Origin of the sequence: Limosilactobacillus sp. WILCCON 0051 (genome assembly GCF_039955095.1) — a bacterium.
Classification (GTDB): Bacteria; Bacillota; Bacilli; order Lactobacillales; family Lactobacillaceae; genus Limosilactobacillus; species Limosilactobacillus allomucosae.
In genome coordinates this window covers 1,581,120-1,598,084 of record NZ_CP154878.1, presented here as the reverse complement: position 1 = coordinate 1,598,084, position 16,965 = coordinate 1,581,120, and the positions used below count along the sequence as shown (strand labels likewise).

The 16,965-nt window shown below is 46.8% G+C and carries 11 protein-coding genes; 7 read left to right on the top strand and 4 right to left on the bottom strand.

From position 1 onward, the window contains the following. Positions 1–105: 105 nt before the first annotated feature. Together ribB and ABC765_RS07255 are read right to left on the bottom strand one after the other, a co-directional pair. Positions 106–771, bottom strand: coding sequence for a 3,4-dihydroxy-2-butanone-4-phosphate synthase (ribB, locus tag ABC765_RS07260; RefSeq protein ID WP_376752302.1), 666 nt, complete (start codon positions 769–771; stop codon positions 106–108). A gap of 410 nt (positions 772–1,181) precedes the next feature. Beyond that, entirely contained in the window at positions 1,182–2,552 is a 1,371-nt protein-coding gene (locus ABC765_RS07255; protein WP_376752301.1) for a ClC family H(+)/Cl(-) exchange transporter, read from the bottom strand. A gap of 388 nt (positions 2,553–2,940) precedes the next feature. On the opposite strand from ABC765_RS07255, the gene ABC765_RS07250 reads away from it, so the two are divergent. Then, a complete protein-coding gene (locus ABC765_RS07250; RefSeq protein WP_270635736.1) occupies positions 2,941–3,750 on the top strand; it encodes an SDR family NAD(P)-dependent oxidoreductase in 810 nt (269 codons plus the stop codon). A gap of 219 nt (positions 3,751–3,969) precedes the next feature. On the opposite strand, the gene ABC765_RS07245 is transcribed toward ABC765_RS07250, so the two are convergent. After that, positions 3,970–5,088 (bottom strand): helix-turn-helix domain-containing protein, encoded by a 1,119-nt coding sequence (locus tag ABC765_RS07245; RefSeq protein WP_347980068.1) that lies wholly within the window; start codon positions 5,086–5,088, stop codon positions 3,970–3,972. Between the two features lie 129 nt (positions 5,089–5,217). Here ABC765_RS07245 and ABC765_RS07240 point away from each other — a divergent pair, with 129 nt between their 5' ends. Next, on the top strand, positions 5,218–6,732 hold the full coding sequence (locus ABC765_RS07240) for an alpha-L-arabinofuranosidase C-terminal domain-containing protein (protein ID WP_347980067.1): 1,515 nt from the start codon (positions 5,218–5,220) through the stop codon (positions 6,730–6,732). A gap of 405 nt (positions 6,733–7,137) precedes the next feature. Continuing rightward, positions 7,138–7,872: a nicotinamide riboside transporter PnuC gene (pnuC, locus tag ABC765_RS07235; protein WP_347980066.1), complete on the top strand. Its 735-nt coding sequence runs from the start codon at positions 7,138–7,140 to the stop codon at positions 7,870–7,872. A gap of 977 nt (positions 7,873–8,849) precedes the next feature. Here pnuC and ABC765_RS07230 read toward each other — a convergent pair. After that, entirely contained in the window at positions 8,850–11,402 is a 2,553-nt protein-coding gene (locus tag ABC765_RS07230; protein ID WP_347980065.1) for a YSIRK-type signal peptide-containing protein, read from the bottom strand. Between the two features lie 1,475 nt (positions 11,403–12,877). Between ABC765_RS07230 and ABC765_RS07225 the strand changes: the two genes are divergently transcribed. The 4 genes from ABC765_RS07225 to glpK all read left to right on the top strand — a co-directional run bounded on the left by ABC765_RS07225 (position 12,878) and on the right by glpK (position 16,817). Further along, entirely contained in the window at positions 12,878–14,284 is a 1,407-nt protein-coding gene (locus tag ABC765_RS07225) for an aldehyde dehydrogenase family protein (RefSeq protein WP_347980064.1), read from the top strand. A gap of 216 nt (positions 14,285–14,500) precedes the next feature. Further along, on the top strand, positions 14,501–14,650 hold the full coding sequence (locus ABC765_RS07220; RefSeq protein WP_155403341.1) for a hypothetical protein: 150 nt from the start codon (positions 14,501–14,503) through the stop codon (positions 14,648–14,650). 256 nt (positions 14,651–14,906) lie between these two features. Continuing rightward, on the top strand, positions 14,907–15,092 hold the full coding sequence (locus ABC765_RS07215; RefSeq protein WP_006499107.1) for a 2-hydroxymuconate tautomerase: 186 nt from the start codon (positions 14,907–14,909) through the stop codon (positions 15,090–15,092). A 219-nt stretch (positions 15,093–15,311) separates the two neighbouring features. Continuing rightward, positions 15,312–16,817: a glycerol kinase GlpK gene (glpK, locus tag ABC765_RS07210; RefSeq protein ID WP_347980063.1), complete on the top strand. Its 1,506-nt coding sequence runs from the start codon at positions 15,312–15,314 to the stop codon at positions 16,815–16,817. Positions 16,818–16,965: the final 148 nt, after the last annotated feature.

Below are 16,965 nucleotides of genomic sequence, written 5' to 3'. Positions count from 1 at the left end.
GATCGTTTTGCTCAAGTATGCTGAAATAGTATCAATATCTCCTCAAATACAACAAAACTCCTCGCAGTCAAGCGGGGAGTTTTATTTTGAGATTGAAAAGTCGGCTTAGCCTTGAACCGGGGCAGTTTGCAGGTCGCTGGCCTCTTTGATGTTGTGAGCATCCATGTATTCGATGATTTGATTGATGGTAATGTAAGGAACGTTGACGCGCTTGGCCATTTCTGCCAGATCGTCGCGGCGAGCCATGTGGCCATCTTCTTTAAGCACTTCAATAATCACGGCAGCTGGCTGAGCACCAGCGAGATATGCCAGGTCAACTGAAGCCTCAGTATGGCCGATTCGCTTGCGCAGCCCGCCGTCCAAAGCATAAAGCGGTTGGATGTGACCAGGGTGATTAAAGTCGGTTGGCTTGGCAGCCGGGTTGGCAATGCGGTTGATCGTAGCCGCGCGGTCAAATGCGGAAACGCCGGTCGTGACGCCGGTTGCCTCAAAAGTGCCATCCGTGGTCGTCATAAATGGCGTTTGGTGAGGATCAGTACTGTGTTCGACCATCTTGGTAAAGCCCAGTTCATGTGCTCGCTGGATGGTGATTGGTACGCACATTAGACCATTGGCTTCGTGCAGCATTTCGTAGACCGTTTCGGGAGTGATGCGGTCAGCCAAAGCCACCAGATCGCCTTCGTTTTCGCGATCCTCATTGTCGGAAAGAATTACGTAGCCGCCATTTTGCAGTTGTTGCAGTGCAGTTTCGATCGTGTCAAATTGAACCATGATTTTAGCCTCTTTCTCTCTTTGCCAAATGTAAAATCAACTCTCCGTTCGAACGTGGCCTTATCATATCCTGTTATCGTTAGTTTGTAAACCGTACTATCTACCTAATACAGCTTTGTTTATCAAATGAATCACGAACAATAACGCCGAAATGTAACGAACGTTCGATAATTGCTAACTGAACAATTGAACAAGAATTTGATTATTTAGACATGCGAACGTTCGTAAAGTTTTTCGATTACTTTAGTCGCCTGCTCTTTGAAACAAGTGTTGTTTTTGTTTAGTGGTGAACTAGAAAATGAACAAAAAATGCCATCAAAAACTTTTTCAAAAAATTTCTGATGACTTTCATTTGTTAAATATCTAAAGTTGATTAGGTGATTATTTGCGATGAAACCAATCGAATTAATTCAATAATTAAGGTTGCCGGCTTTGGCATTCCGTTCTTGTGCAGCCTGGGGAGCCATCTGTTCACGCAGCGCGCCATAGATTGGCCGTCCCCCTAACAGATCGTTGACTGTGTAGGCAATGAACGTAACCAGCAGCATTGGCAGAATCTGCTGAACCGTACCGACCATTTCAGTTAAAAGACAGATGGCGGTAAACGGGGCCATTTCAATTGCGCCAAAATAAGCAGCCATGCCAATGACCACCAGATTGATGTAGGCTTTGGCAGGAATGAGGCCAAAGTGAATCATCAAGCAGCCAGCCAAGCCACCTAAAATTGCGCCCAGTACCAGGATTGGCATGAAAATCCCGCCTGGAACGGCTGCGCCATAAGAAACCATTGAAAAGACGAATCGAATTATGAAATAAACTCCTAAAAGCATCATCATCGCTTGAAATCCGTGCACATGACGCGGCAGCTGGGCGATGACCTCAACAAAAACGTGACTGCCGCCCAGCATGCTGGCATCCCACAAGCCGATTGGAACCACCAGCAGCAAGGGGATGATCGCGCGCCGATTTCTTGGCAGCCAGGAAATCTTGCCATACCAACAATGAATATTAATCAGACAATATTGGTAAAACCAGGCGAGGATGCCCAGCAAAATGCCGAATCCAGCCAGGGGCAGGTAGGCAGCGGGCGACAGACGATCAACGACGGGCAGCCACATGCAGGGCCGCGTGCCAAAAAAGAGCAGGGTAACGAAATCAGAAGCAATGGCGGCAGTTAAAGCCGTCAGCCAGGTCTGCGATTCAAAGGTGTAGGTGATTTCTTCCAACAAGAAAAGCGCACCGGCTAATGGGGCTGAGAATGCCGCGGAAAGTCCAGCCGCAATGCCACAGGCGATCATGGCTTTGGTTTCCTGATGCGAAGACTTGAAGCATTTTTCCGCCAGTCCTTGACCAACTGCTGCTCCCATCTGAATGCAGGGTCCTTCCCGGCCAAGGAACAGCCCCGGGCAGATTGCCATCAGACCAAGCACGTATTTGCGCCATAGCACTGACCACCAAGACATCCAATGTTCATCATGTAAAACGTCTTCAACTTGCGGTACTCCCGAGCCAACGATGTCAAATAGATGATTTTTCAACAGACGCGCCATTATCAGCCATAAAACAAGCGTACCGATCAGATAGGCGCCCAGCACCAGATAATGAGTTCGCATATAAGGATAGATAACGTTGAGTCCCTGCAGCGTTGTGTCAATGATTTTGCGAAAGGTGGTCACGATCAGACCAGTTGCCAGTCCGACAACGATGCCATGCCCGATCCGGTTTAAAAAGGTGGAGGCAAAGGGTCGGTGCAGAATTTCGCTTGCGTCAATTTCTTTCAAGATACAATCTCCTTTTCGAATTTCTGTCTTTATTATTGTCACATTCTGATTGGTTGCCATTTTGATAACATTTATCAATTAATCGTTAAATAATGAATTACTTAATAATCAACTTATGGCAAAAAACAAAATGCAGTCTGTGTGACCATGAAAGAATATAACACAAATGAAAACGTTTTTTAAAGAAACATTCATTAAAATTAGTTAATCTAAAGTATATTTTTATCGAATTTAACAAAAAATAAGTTATTATTTTGTTAAAGGTGTTATACTTTTCTCCAATATCAAAAAGACGGTTTATTTAGCGATGAGTTGCTCAATGCCGTCCTAGGATATCCTTAAAAGTTGTTGTTGATTACCTGTCTGCAAGGATAAGGAGGAATTTATGATGACTAAAGACTTGGAAAATAAAACGGCGATCGTTACGGCAGCCAGTCGCGGCATTGGCCTGGCAATTGCCGAAAAGCTGGTTGAGCAGGGCGCCATTGTTTATATGGCTGTGCGGGACAGTGAAAAGAACCGTCAGCTAACCGCCCAGCTGCATGAGCAAAATGAAAACTTCCGCAGCGTTTTTTATGATGCGTTTGACTTTGCAACCTATGCACCCATGATTCAAGAAGTAGTGCAAGACGCGGGTCATTTGGACATTCTGGTCAATAACTTTGGCACGACGGATGTTAAAAAAGATACGACTTTGGTTGATGGCGACAGTCAGACCTTCTTTGATATCGTTGACAAAAACATCGCAAGCGTTTATTACACTTCCAAATATGCCGTTAAAGTAATGCGCGAGCAGGAAAGCGGCGGCAACATCATCAATATTTCATCAGTTGCCGGTACGACGCCAGATATCAGCCGCTTGGCATATGGCGTCTCAAAGGCAGCCATCAACTCGCTGACCAAACAGACAGCCGTTGAGTATGCGCGGGATAAGATTCGGGCCAACGCGGTACTGCCTGGTTTTGTTGGTACGGATGGCGCCTTGCAGAACATGTCAAAGAGCTTCTTGGATGGCTTCTTAAAACACGTGCCGTTAAATGAGGTCGTTAAGCCAGTGGATATTGCCAATATGGTTGCTTTCCTGGCCAGCGATAAGGCGCGCTATGTAACGGGTGAGCTGATTACGGTTGCCGGTGGCTTTGGCCTGCCAACGCCGATCTATGGGGATGCCATGAGCGGCAGCATTAAAAAAGGCTGATAATAATTAACCAGATAAAAAGGACTCGTCGATTTTGGCGGGTCCTTTTATATATTATTTAAATCATTAGCTTAGTTGGCTTGATTCAGCAAGGTCCGCATCGCTTGAATCGGGATGCGGCTGTAATTGATATCCAAGCGACTGACATAGTTCAAATCAGCCAGCCATTTTTCGATTGCTCGCCTAAACTTGCAATTAAAACAGTGGTCAAACTGTTTTTTATTCAAACTTTTGGTGCAGCTGACGGTAGCGTCGTGGACTGACACCGCAGATTTTCTTAAAAGTCTGATCGTAATGACTGGCGGAGGCAAAGGCGTAGTTTACTGCAATTTGGCTGATTGACAGTGAGGAATACACCAACTCATTTTGCGAGGCATTGATTTTACACAGATTGAGATAGGATTTAAGCGGCATCCCGGTCGTCGTTTTGAAGAGTGCTGATAAGTAGTTGGGAGTCACGTGCAGATGTCTGGCGAGAGCGGCTACCGTTAACGGCTCGTGCAAATGAACGGCAACCTCGGCCTTGACGCGCTGAACTAAGGGATGATCGCTGGCCAGTGACTGCTGCTGAATCTTTTTGACCAGCCGCAGATATTCAAACTTGCCGTTAACCGTAATTGAATAAACCTCATCAGCCGTCCGAGCATTTTCGATGGACTGAATATAGGCATCATTAAGCGAAAAAGAATCTTCATAGTTCATCCCGCCTTTAATTGCTGCCCTGGCGATGAGGCCCAGATCGACAATGGCCAGGTTCTTAAAAGAGCGGAGCGGATTTTGCGCAAGAGTGCCATATGAGCCGGTGAAGCTTTCATTTAACGCCTTTTTCAGCTGTTCTTCGTTGCCCGCTGCAATGGCACTGAGTTCGCGCTGCTCTTCGTCATAAGGATTATGGCGAAAGTTGGCTTCATGCGCGTTAAACAGGTGCCGAGCCGCACTTTTTTGCTGGGTTTGCCGCAATTCTTGAAAATAGCGGGTTTGACTGATCAGATCGCTGGCATGTAGATCAGTCGCTGAAATCAGATTCTGAATCAGACACACGCCTTCCAGAAAAGTTTGCTGCGGTTCACTGATTTGATCAGCGCTGACAGGTCCGATTAAGATTAGCTTTTGCCAATTTAACTTGATCAGCACGATGATTTTGCCGTGCGTGCCCGTAATCAGTGGGATATCAGTGTGGCATTGACTGCCAAGCCGGTCGACGTCAAAATCGCTGTTCAGCGGGGTGGCAGGATTCTTGATTTTCGGGGCCCAGCAGTGATTGCTTTTTTGCCAGTTTGAGATTGGGCAGTGATGGACTCTTTGAAAATAGTCGAGCGTTAATTGCAATGGCTGCATAAGATCACCTTACTTTTTTGATACCTTGCGTTGTTTTTTGATATTAAAAACCATATTGATAGCTTATGCTGAAACCGTTATCAAAAGCAAGCATTTTTTGACAACTTAGAAAGGGTAGGTAAGTCGCTTATGGAACTATCAATTGATATCGATCAAACGCTGGGAATCGTTGACCCTAAGCTACACGGGCAGTTTATCGAGTTTTTGGGTGAATGTATTGATCAAGGAATCTGGGTTGGTCCGGATTCAAAGATTCCCAATATTCATGGCTTTCGCAAGACGATCGTCGAAAAGATGCAGGCGCTGCACCCAGCAGTAATTCGCTGGCCAGGCGGCTGTTATGCAGACTCATATCATTGGCGGGATGGAATTGGTCCACGCAAGCAGCGGCCGATCACCTTTAATGAAAATTTTGGTACGTTTACCAGGGATGATCATCAATTCGGCACGGACGAGTTTATGGAATTTTGCGAACTGGTTGGTGCAGAACCGTGGATCAATATCAATCTGATGAGCGGCACGGTTCAGGAAATGAAAGACTGGATGGAGTACTGCAATCGAGAGTCGGGCACCGATCTGGCAAGACTGCGTGCTCAAAATGGACATCCGGCACCTTATCACGTTAAGTACTGGGGGATTGGCAATGAGGTCTGGGCAGGCGGCGGCTTTATGACTCCCACGGCCTATGCAGCCAAGTATCGTGAGTTTGCGACCGCTATGCCGAGCTTTAAGCATGATCTCTTTGATAAGGAACAGATCTATCGAATTGCTTCCGGACCCGATGGCAACAAACCGATCGAACGCGTGAACTGGACGCGCGATCTGTTGAAAGAGCTGGCAAGGTATCGACAGCCATCGATTCAAGGCCTCGACATGCATTACTATAATTGGAATCTGGCTAACGACGATACACCAACTGAATTTGATAAGCAGAGCTGGGATCGAGTAGTTAAAGGGGCTGGTGAGATTGAAGAAGTAATCGTTCAACAAGGAGAACTGATTAATCAAGGGCTTGCGAAAATGCCAACGCCGGAGTCAAGTATGGATCAGCGTCTGAGCAAACTGGAACTGATCGTCGGTGAATGGGGAGTCTGGCACCGAGATGCTTTTACCGCCAAACCGGCATTAAAACAGCAGGTAACAATGCGGGATGCAGTGGCAACTGCGATTACGCTCAATGTCTTGCAGCGTCACTGTGATCTGGTGAAAATGGCTACGGTAGCACAGTCGGTCAACGTGCTGAATGCATTGTTTTTGACTGAAGATGAAAAGACGATCATGACGCCAAACTATGATGTCTTTGTCATGTATCAGCGGCATCAAAATGGGCGAGTGATTCAACTGCCGGCAATGAACAGTGAAAAACTTGATGTCATGGCAACCATCAAGCAGGGCCAATTGACGGTAACCATCATTAATAAAGACTATGCCAAATCCCATCAGCTGATTTTAAGATTGGGCGCTCTAGCCACGATGACGCGTCACGAAGAACTCAGCGCGGCCTCGCCTAATGAATATAATTCGGCAGCTGCACCAGATCGTGTCCGAAAGCGTACTAAAGAACCAGCGCCATTTGCAGCTGATGTTTTCGCGCTCGAATTACCGAATGCTTCCGTCAGTCAATTCCAGTTTCGGATGAACTAGATTGCAGCAATGAACGCCCCTTCGAATTTGGCTGATTAATAAAAGCGGAGGTCTAGATTGCTGGACGCCTTATCGATCCTTTAATCAAACGACGCAAAACGGCTAGTCAAAAATTTTTTATTTATTTTTGGTAAGCGCAGTCGTTACGGTTAAATAGATACTTTAGCGTGATTTTGTTTAAGATAGATAAAGAAATTTGCATTGGCAAGTGAATCGATCTTTTGGTAGGATATACAAGTTGCTCAAAGCCAAAACGGCTGATTTGTTTTATTTTATGGGCCCGTAAAATAAGACAGCTGGCGAGAAACCGAGCACTTCTTGTCAACCGAGGTGGGGGTCGCCCCACGGATAAGCAGCCGCGCAGTTCGCGTGGTAAAAGCTACTGAGAAAAAGGAGAATCGATTCATGGAACGTAATGAAAACTACTTTGTCTGGCTGTTCAATCAACTGAAAGGGTGGCCAATGCAGAACTATCTGCTGTTTTTCTTTGCCCTGGGCTTTCAGCTGGCTTTGTTGATCAGCAGCAAGGTTACGTCGGTCACGCTGATCACGTTTATCGGCACGATCTTGGGGACGCTGTGCGTATTGGCCATCAATGCTACCAAGGCGATTAATGGCTGGCTGGGGCTGATCTCGGCTGCCTGCTTTATCTACGCGGGTTTGGCAGCGAAGAACTACCTGTCGATTTTTGAACAGATTGCCTATGTATTGACGCTTGATCTGCCGGTGATCTTTGCCGTACGCAGCTGGAACGATGACACTAAAAATCATCTGCGCCGTTTCGGAACCAAACAATGGATCGTAGCCATTATTGGTACGCTGCTGGTCTACGCTATCAGTGGTTACCTGATTTGCAGTTTCACTAATGATCCGCGGCCATGGATCGATGCCATCAGTTTTGCCATCAGTCTGACTGCAGGGATCATGTGCTTTATGCGCTACAATAACCAATACTACTGGTGGCTGGCTTCTGGGATCTTCCAGCTGATTCTTTGGGGCGTGACCTTTGCGCAAGGGGATGCTACGCTGGCAATGGCAATTAACAGTTTGATCTATGTGGTCAATGACATTCTGGCTTTTACGGTTTCGCCATGGTTTAATCGCGGCCGTCGTCAAGCTGGTTTAACGGAAATGGAATAAATCAGGCCGGATGTTATCGGCACCAACTGCTTTCAGAGCGATCTGAAGGCAGTTTTTTATTGGCGCAGTTTCCGATTGAGTCTTGACGGTGGCGTTTGGATTGCTTTTGGTTCCAGCTGGCTTGTGCCGTGATCGTCAATTAGATTCAGCGGTGTTAAGGGATGATGTGGGAACGTGACCCAGTTGATCGTAAGTGCATGATCATCCAGAGCACAGTTGCAATCTTTTCCATTATAAAGTGGAATCCAAGGTACGGTTGCGTTTTACTCCCAATATTTACTTCTTTAAGGCGATTATCTTTGAACGCATCGGCAGTACAATGCGGGCAGTTTTAACCAGTTGGGAATGATTAAAGCAGGCTTAATTGATTGTGCGATTGTCAAAGTTATCTGATTATGGCGTTAAACGACTGATATTGTGAAGAAATTCAGCACGAACAGCCACTGATTCCTGCAGATACCTACTATTCGCCGATTTTAGGTCAGAAGTAGGTAGTTGTATATTCGAACGGATCAACTTTACCTACTTTTGACGGCTTTTCTTCAAATCGTAGGTAATAATGCATATTTTAGGGTTGATTGGGCCAGACCGACTTTGTGAATTACCTACTATTACGCTTTTTTCATCAAATAGTAGGTAATGTTAGGGAGCCCTAACTCGATATAAACTCAATATACACTAACTTTTACCTACTTATACATCGATTTTGGTAAAAAGTAGGTAATGATAGTTTCGTCATATGTTTTATGCAAGATTTTTTGCATAACGGCCCCGACTAAGCAGTTCAAAAACGGCCGCTCATTGTTGCGAACCTGATCTAAGCAGCAGTACTTAAGGCTTCCGGGAACGATTGCATCACAAGCGGCATTACTTAAAGCTTCCAGGAACGATTGCATCAATCAAATCAAAAACCTCACCACGAGCAATTCCGCGATGAGGTTTTAAACGAGTCCATGCTAGATCAACAAGCAGGCAGATTAGTTATGACGTTTTTTGAAAGCTCCCGTTAAGGAAAGTGCCAGACTGGACAAGCCAAGTCCTAAGGCAGCCAGTAAACCAGTCTGTTCATTGCCAGTTTGTGGCAGCGTCTTTCGGCTGGTTTTGGTAGTGTTTTGGCGGTTGTTCATTGATGAAGCTGTGACTGTAACAGCCGGCGTATTCAAAACAGATGATGGCTGATCTGATGTTGCTGCCGGCGTGTTAGGCGTTGCTGGCTGATCAGGAGTTGATGGTGCCGGCGTTTCAGGCGTCGTTGGGTCAACTGGATCAACAGCCGGCGTTGCATGATAGACAACATTGATTTCAGAATCCGTGCTGTTTTCATCAACCGTTTCAGCAGCAATAACGGCAATCTCAGGCGTCATGTTGGCTACTGATGGCGCATCTACACTGGCAAACTGTCCTTGATTCCAAACCGTTGTGCTGTTGCCGGTAACCAGATCAGTTGACTTAGTGCCGGTCAAGGTTACGGTTTGAGTTACATCATTGGCAACCTGATTACCTTGTTCATCAACAAAGTGAATCGTCCGCTGTACGGTCTTTTCAACGTTTTCAGTCGTCAGGTCATGGTGGTAGACGACTGTGATTTCGGCATTGGCGCTGTTTTCGTCAGTCGCTGCGGCAGCTACCGTGGTCAGGTCCGGCGTCATGTTGGCAACCACGGGAGAGTCAACACTGGCAAATTCATTACCGGCAGCTGCTTGCCAGGTAAATTCAGTTCCCGCGGCATCAGTCGGCGTTCCGTAGTAGGTCAGTGATTGTACGACATCATCTGCGACGGCTTGATTGTTGTTGTCGCCATCGACGTAATGAATCGTCCGCGTAATTGTTTTGACGGCCTGCACGATAACTTGCGCGGTTGCCGTTACGCTATCTTGATCATTGATTTGGTAGATGTAGGTAACGTTGTAGATACCTGGCGTGGTTAAGTTGCCATCAGAATCCAGCGGCAGATTGGACGTGTCGACTTGGTAGGTTCCGGCGCCCCCAGTCGTGCTGTAGGCCAGTGTCTTTTGCTCGGTAACGGTCATTGAGGATTGATTGGTGAACTTGACGCTTGGATTCTGCTGCAGGTTCAGCGCTTGATTCCAGCTGCTGCCGCTTGGCAAGGTAACGTCCTGCAGCAAGAAGACTGGCTGCACTTCTACATACAGCTTGGTTGCGGAACCATCCGGATGAGTCGTGCCGAAAGAGAAGTAGTTGTAAGTCTGCCAAAGATCGTGGCCGTTGGGAGCAATATTGGTCGTATAGCCAAGATCCTTGACCGCGTTAAAGATATTAATGGCATTGATTCTAAAGTAGCCATCGGTAAACAAAGTATCTTCCGCGCTGCCATTGGTAAAGTTGGTTACGGTAACGTCGCTTGGTGAAACGTTAGGCATGGCTGCTTGAATCTCAGCTGGCGCGTCTTGGTAGCGACCGTTGGCATTTTTGATAACGGCGTGGTAGCTGCCATTGATGTTTTGGATGGCGCTGATCGTATCGGTTGCTGGTACGGCCAGCCGCATGTTTAGCGAATGAATGTCATCAGAATAGAAATTGCCGTCTGCATCCCAGTAGTAGAAATATTCATCAAACGTCATATTGCGTGCGGACAGGTCTTGTTCGAGCGCCTTGTCGGCAGTACCATCCGCCAGTGCTGCCAGCTGCTTTTTCATTTGTTCCAGGTTGGCAATCTTCATTGGAACGGTGGCCGTCAGCGATTGACCAGCCTGCAGAGTAGCAACGAATTGAATCTCAACGACTTGATCCCAGGAGAAATCAGCATTCTGCATTAACACATCCAGCGTTTCAAAGTCGCCGGCCGTGATGGCATAGTAGACCTCCAAATCGGTTGGCATGGAGCCGGTAGAGGAGGTAAATTGAATACCGCTGCCAATCTTGTCAGCATCGATAACTGGCTTGATCATGTTGACGTCGGTTGAGTTGTTGGCGGTAAACGTTGGCAACAGGACGATTTCTTCAACTTTACGGCTGTCAGAATTATTGTTGGTAACGACCGTGTTGACATCGAAAGTACCATCGGATTGATTGGCATTTAAAATTGAGCTGCCGTTATATCCAGTCGTCTGGTTGTTGGCCGTAATGTTGATGCCGTGCTGAATGTTATCCTTTGCAGGCGCCTGGGCACTGTTTTGCTTGGAGTTGATAATCGTTTGATCAGCCTCAGTGCTTTGAGCAGTCGAACTGTTCGTGCTCGTCGCGGTGTTGGCAGAATCAGTCGCGGTTGACGCTTGATCCTTGGCATTGTCAGCAGTGGTTGACTGAGCAGCGGAATCAGAGGCGGCTGCTGACTGAGTTAAAGCGTCGGAAGCAGTAGTTGATTGATCCGTTGAATTGGCTGTCAAGACAGTCGTCGCCGTGGATCCATCACTGGTATCGGCGTGGACCGTCGTGGCACTGCTGCCGATAAAGAACAGGCTGGCGATGGCTACCGAGGCAATCCCGGTACCGAATTTGCGCAGTGAAAACCGCAATTGGCGATCGCTGGCTTGTTTGATTTTCAGATTGTGATTGTTTTTACTAAGCATGGTGTAATCATCCCCTTACGTTTGGTAAAAAGTATCATTCATGTGATAACTAGGTCAAGGAGAAAATCACTTTTATAGAAACGATTCGCATTGCTGCAAGCAGTGGTAAACAATTATTAATAATTAGATATGATAATTTCGTCATAGCTTACAAATGCCAATATATCAACGTTTGTTAGCTAAACTAAACAAATAAGTGATTTAATAAATTAAATATGTTTTTGTTTATCTAACGAATCGCCAAGTGTGAATGTATTGACATAATGGCGGCTTTGGAGCGGATGAAGAGGCTGCTGGAATGCGACTGGCGCAACAAAAAATATCAGTAACCCAGTTATAAATACAGTGATGGGTTCGGATGAGTCAATGATCGAGAATAGCATAAGCAAGCTTACGACGGCATTCAGCGCGGAACCGGTCATAAACGCTTGGTCAATGGATATGGTGACGTGTGATCAATGAATCAGTGTCGGAAAAAGCGTCTGCAAATGTTCTCAGCACGAATTATGCAAAAAAACATGCATAAAACATATGACAAAATCATCATTACCTACTTTTTGCAAAAATCGATGTATAAGTAGGTAAAAATTAATGTATATTGAGTTAGGGATCCCTAACATTACCTACTATTTGATAAAAAACGGATAATAGTAGGTAAATCACAAAGTCGGTCTGACCCAATCAGCTCCAAAATATGCAATTTTACCTACTATTCCGGAAAAACGAGCTATAAGTAGGTAAAGTTAAGCAAATCGAATATTCACTTACCTACTTTTGCTTAAAAATCCGCGCGAAGTAGGTAAACTAGCGGCCCACAGCCAGTCTAAACCAGATATTCTTCACAAGCCTGGCGATCCAGCAGTCGCATCTGTCATTTAAGCGTACAGACTTAACACAAAATCGCTACGGTCGACGCACTGCTAGGAAATCGAATCTGTCGTTTAAGCATACTGACTTAACTGATCTAGGTATGAGTACTCGCAGCGTTAACGAATTTGAATGTAAATGTCGATGATGTCGATGGCAGCAATGGGGCGGGCATGGATGCTGATAAATCAAGCCGGCAATCATACCATTGCTGTAATGTGACATGGCGGGAGATGAATGTTTTGGCTGACAGACCGTGCCGGCAATCATATCGTGGCAGTAATGTAGTATGGTATGACCTGGATGCTTTGGCGATAAATCAAGCCGGCAATCATACCGTTGCTGTAATGTGACATGACATGGGATGGATGCTTTGGCGATATATCGAGCCTGCAATCGTGCTGTTGCTGTAATGTGGTAGGGCCCGGACATAGATGTTGGGGGCCAGGATAGCAGATATCTAGTTGCAAGGGTACGTTTAGGTTATATCTTTGGCACGAATTGATAAAACAATGACGCTAAATGATGTTCTAAATTCATGCTGTAGCCGTTAAGATAATGACATCGAATAGCTAATAGCATGATTTAAAAGAAAGAAGGACATTAATATGACTTACAAAACGACGAACCCATATACTGGCGAGGTACTGAAGACGTTTGACGACTTAACGGACGCTCAATTGGAAGCAAAATTGCAAAAAGCGCAGTCTGCATATGAAAAGTGGAGCAAAACTTCATTTGAAGAACGGGCAGCGGTTTTAAAGCGGGCCGCTGAACTGATGACGGAACGCCGGGAGAAGTATGGTGCCATCAACACGATTGAAACTGGCAAGCCGCTTCAGATCGCTGTTTGGGAAAATGATCTCTGTGCCGACATCATGAACTACTATGCTGATAATGCAAAGGAACTGCTGAAGCCTCACTTTATCAAAACAGATGACAAGATGGCTGGCAACGCGGTCGGCATTTATCAGCCACTGGGAATCATTTATGAAATCGAGCCATGGAACGTTCCATTTTTCCAGATGACACGTCCAACGGCAGCTCAACTGATGGCCGGCAACGTGGTCGTTCTCAAGCATGCCTCCAACTGTCCGCAAAGTGCTCTGGCCATGGAACAGCTGTTAAAAGACGCTGGCCTGCCTGAAGGATGCTTCCAAAATCTGTTTATCAGCTACGAACAGTCTGACCGCTTGATTGAAGACGAACGTATTTGTGGCGTAACGATCACTGGCAGTACTGAGGTTGGTCGTGGAGTTGCTTCTAATTCCGGCCGGGCATTGAAGAAGCATGTGATGGAACTGGGTGGCTCGGATGCCATGATCGTGCTGCCGGATGCCGACCTGCAAAAAGCCGTTCAAGGTGCGATGCTTGGCCGACTGACGATTTCAGGACAGGTCTGTGCCAGCGACAAGCGGATGTTTGTGCATGAATCACTTTATGATGCTTTCATTGGCGGAGTAACGCAGGCGGCAGCTCAGCTGAAAGCCGGCGATCCGCTTGATCAAACGACGACTTTTGGCCCTCTGAGTTCGATGAAGGCTGCCAACAAGGTCAAGGCTCAGATTGAACTGGCCGTTGCTAATGGTGCCAAGGCAGTTGAGATTGGTCCTGAAGTTCCGGCAGACAGTGCTTTTGTTCGGCCAACCCTGCTGCTTGACGTGACAGCTGACAATCCAATCTTCCAGCAGGAAATCTTTGGGCCGGTAATGATGATCTTTAGCTGGAACGATGAAAAAGAAGCTTTGAAACTGGCCAATGGTACGTCATTTGGTCTGGGCGGCTCAGTCTACAGTGAAAACGTAGTCGATGCAGCTCGAGTAGCAGCGGGAATTGAAGCCGGCGCAATTTCAATCAATCAGCCAACGATGGCCTCACCAGCAATTCCATTTGGCGGGATCAAAGAATCTGGCTATGGTCGCGAGCTGGGCGCAGAAGGTATTCGCGAGTTTACCAACCAAAAATACATTAACAGTGCCAACCTTGACATGGACCAGCTGTTTGCACAGTTTTAGGATCAAACGGTTTGATGTTAAAATCTGGTCAGTCGGTCAATAAAAAGTCTGCTTAGATTGATCAGCAATAAGTGGATATTTGAAGATGGAAGATTGTGTCATTTGGCCTATCAATAAGAAGGTTTGGCGCAATTGTTGCTCGTCATGGCTTGCGATGCGGAGTAAAATAAAGGCAAAGCATAAATCAAAAGCCAATTGAAAAAGGAAGTGTCGATCATGAAAAAGACATTATATGACGGCGAACATTTTCAAGTAGTTCTGGAAAGCAAAAAGCCCCTGGTTAAAGGCGTTAAGACTGACCTTCACAAAATGGCTGGCGTCATGCTGGCAGCTGGGGCGGCATGGCTGTTGATCAAGAAGCATTAAATAGAAGAACCGTTCGACTGGCTGAGGCTGGTTGAGCGGTTTTTGAGTAAAGGGGCGGGAGTGACTGAGCGGCAATCTTTAAGAAAATTAGCTGTTGAACGCCGGCTGGCAAATTATTGACAGGTGGCAGTTACGTCATTAAAGAATAGTTTTGAAAATTAATTAAGTAGTTTTTAAGACTATGTAAAGCGTTGCCAAACCAGTGTTAATTGTGGTATGATTGCCCCAAGTTATTGGATTAAAGGAGAGATTTTTCATGCCATTGGTACACATTGATCTGTTGGAAGGTCGCACTGAAGAACAATTAAAGGCCCTGGTTAAGGACGTTACGGCAGCTATTTCTAAGGATGCCAATGTTCCTGAAGAACGAATCCACATCGTTTTAAACGAAATGCGCAAGGATCGCTACAGTGTGGCTGGCAAGATGGTCAGCGATAAGTAAACGATTAGCCGCTGAATGGCCTCGGGTCGCCAGCGGTTTTTTTGCGTCCTCAAGCGTGCTGAAATTGAGTTGGGGGAGTCTCCAATCAGCATATCCAGACAGCTGGACAGCTTAGTAATTTTGCGAACGCTTGGGAATAGCCGGCATGCTGGGGAAGCTTACGAATGGGCAGCACCCAGGCAAACCGCGCAATACTCATAACGGAAAGGATTGAAATTCATGAGTGACGAACAATATATAATGGCAATTGATCAAGGAACGACCAGCTCGCGGGCAATCATCTTTGATCACCAAGGACATGAAATTGCAATGGCTCAGCAGGAGTTTCCGCAATACTTCCCTAATCCAGGCTGGGTTGAACACGATGCCATGGAAATCTGGGATAGCGTTCAATCGGTAATTTCTGATGTCATGATCAAATCACAGATCAAGCCGTACCGCATTGCCGCGATTGGGATTACCAATCAGCGGGAAACGACGGTTATCTGGGATCGGCACACTGGCAAGCCAATCTATCATGCGATCGTTTGGCAGTCCAAGCAGACCAGCGACATTGCCGAACAGCTGATCAAGGATGGCTATAAAGAGCTGATTCACGAAAAAACCGGTCTGGTAGTCGACTCTTACTTCTCCGCGACTAAGATCAAATGGATTTTGGATCACGTGCCGGGCGCGCGGGAAAAAGCAGCCAATGGCGATCTGCTGTTTGGGACGATTGATACTTGGCTGCTGTGGAATCTGACGGGCGGCCGCGTGCACGCCACGGACGTTACCAATGCCAGTCGGACGATGCTGTTTAACATTCACACGCGTCAATGGGATCAAGACATTTTGCAGCTGCTGGACATCCCAAGCCAAATGCTGCCGGCCGTGCGTTCCAATTCAGAAGTATACGGCTATACGGGCGATTACCACTTCTTTGGGGTCGAGATTCCGATTGCGGGGATGGCCGGTGATCAGCAGGCGGCTTTGTTTGGTCAGGCTGCCTATGAAAAGGGATCCGTCAAGAATACTTACGGTACTGGCGCCTTTATCGTAATGAATACCGGTACCGAGGCCACGCTGTCGAAAAATGGTCTGCTGACGACGATTGCCTATGAGCTGAACGGACAATTGAACTATGCTTTGGAAGGCTCGATCTTTGTAGCGGGATCGGCAATTCAATGGCTGCGCGATGGGCTGCAGTTCTTTACCAAGGCCAGCGAGTCAGAAAAAATGGCCGTTGAAGCCGGCTCAACTGGTGGCGTTTATGTAGTGCCGTCATTTACCGGGCTGGGCGCGCCATACTGGGATCAAGAAGTGCGTGGCGCGATGTTTGGCTTGACGCGGGGATCCAATCGCCAAAGCATTACGCGGGCTACGTTGGAATCGATCGCCTATCAGACACGGGATGTCGTTGATACGATGGTAAAAGACACCGACTTGCCGTTAAAGGCGCTGACGGTCAACGGCGGGGCTTCTCGCAACGACTTTTTGATGCAGTTCCAGGCTGATATTCTGCAAACGCCAATTGAACGAGCACAAATGGAAGAAACCACGGCACTGGGCGCGGCTTTCCTGGCTGGCCTGGCAGTCGGCTTTTGGAATGATCAAGAGGAGCTCAAGGAACTTTCCAAACTGGGCGATGAGTTTATGCCAGTTATGAAACATGAAGATGCCGAACAGCTTTACCACGGCTGGCAGCGAGCAATTAAAGCTGCTCAGTTCTTCAGCCACGGTGAGTAAAGCGTTAAGCTGTGTCCGCTGACATCCCGCATGACCTTAGTTCCACGCAAGAATAAAGCATTGGGTAGGTCCTAGGAATAATTCAGCTGCGCCCTAAGAAGAATGCTGCTTTTTGGGACAGCGATTTGCTTAAACGGCGGCACGTTGA

Excerpts from the sequence above, each read along its gene's own strand:
- ribB (WP_376752302.1), bottom strand. The coding sequence starts at position 771 with ATGGTTCAATTTGACACGATCGAAACTGCACTGCAACAACTGCAAAAT.
- ABC765_RS07250 (WP_270635736.1), top strand. The coding sequence starts at position 2,941 with ATGACTAAAGACTTGGAAAATAAAACGGCGATCGTTACGGCAGCCAGT.
- ABC765_RS07245 (WP_347980068.1), bottom strand. The coding sequence starts at position 5,088 with ATGCAGCCATTGCAATTAACGCTCGACTATTTTCAAAGAGTCCATCAC.
- ABC765_RS07240 (WP_347980067.1), top strand. The coding sequence starts at position 5,218 with ATGGAACTATCAATTGATATCGATCAAACGCTGGGAATCGTTGACCCT.
- pnuC (WP_347980066.1), top strand. The coding sequence starts at position 7,138 with ATGGAACGTAATGAAAACTACTTTGTCTGGCTGTTCAATCAACTGAAA.
- ABC765_RS07230 (WP_347980065.1), bottom strand. The coding sequence starts at position 11,402 with ATGCTTAGTAAAAACAATCACAATCTGAAAATCAAACAAGCCAGCGAT.
- ABC765_RS07225 (WP_347980064.1), top strand. The coding sequence starts at position 12,878 with ATGACTTACAAAACGACGAACCCATATACTGGCGAGGTACTGAAGACG.
- ABC765_RS07220 (WP_155403341.1), top strand. The coding sequence starts at position 14,501 with ATGAAAAAGACATTATATGACGGCGAACATTTTCAAGTAGTTCTGGAA.
- ABC765_RS07215 (WP_006499107.1), top strand. The coding sequence starts at position 14,907 with ATGCCATTGGTACACATTGATCTGTTGGAAGGTCGCACTGAAGAACAA.
- glpK (WP_347980063.1), top strand. The coding sequence starts at position 15,312 with ATGAGTGACGAACAATATATAATGGCAATTGATCAAGGAACGACCAGC.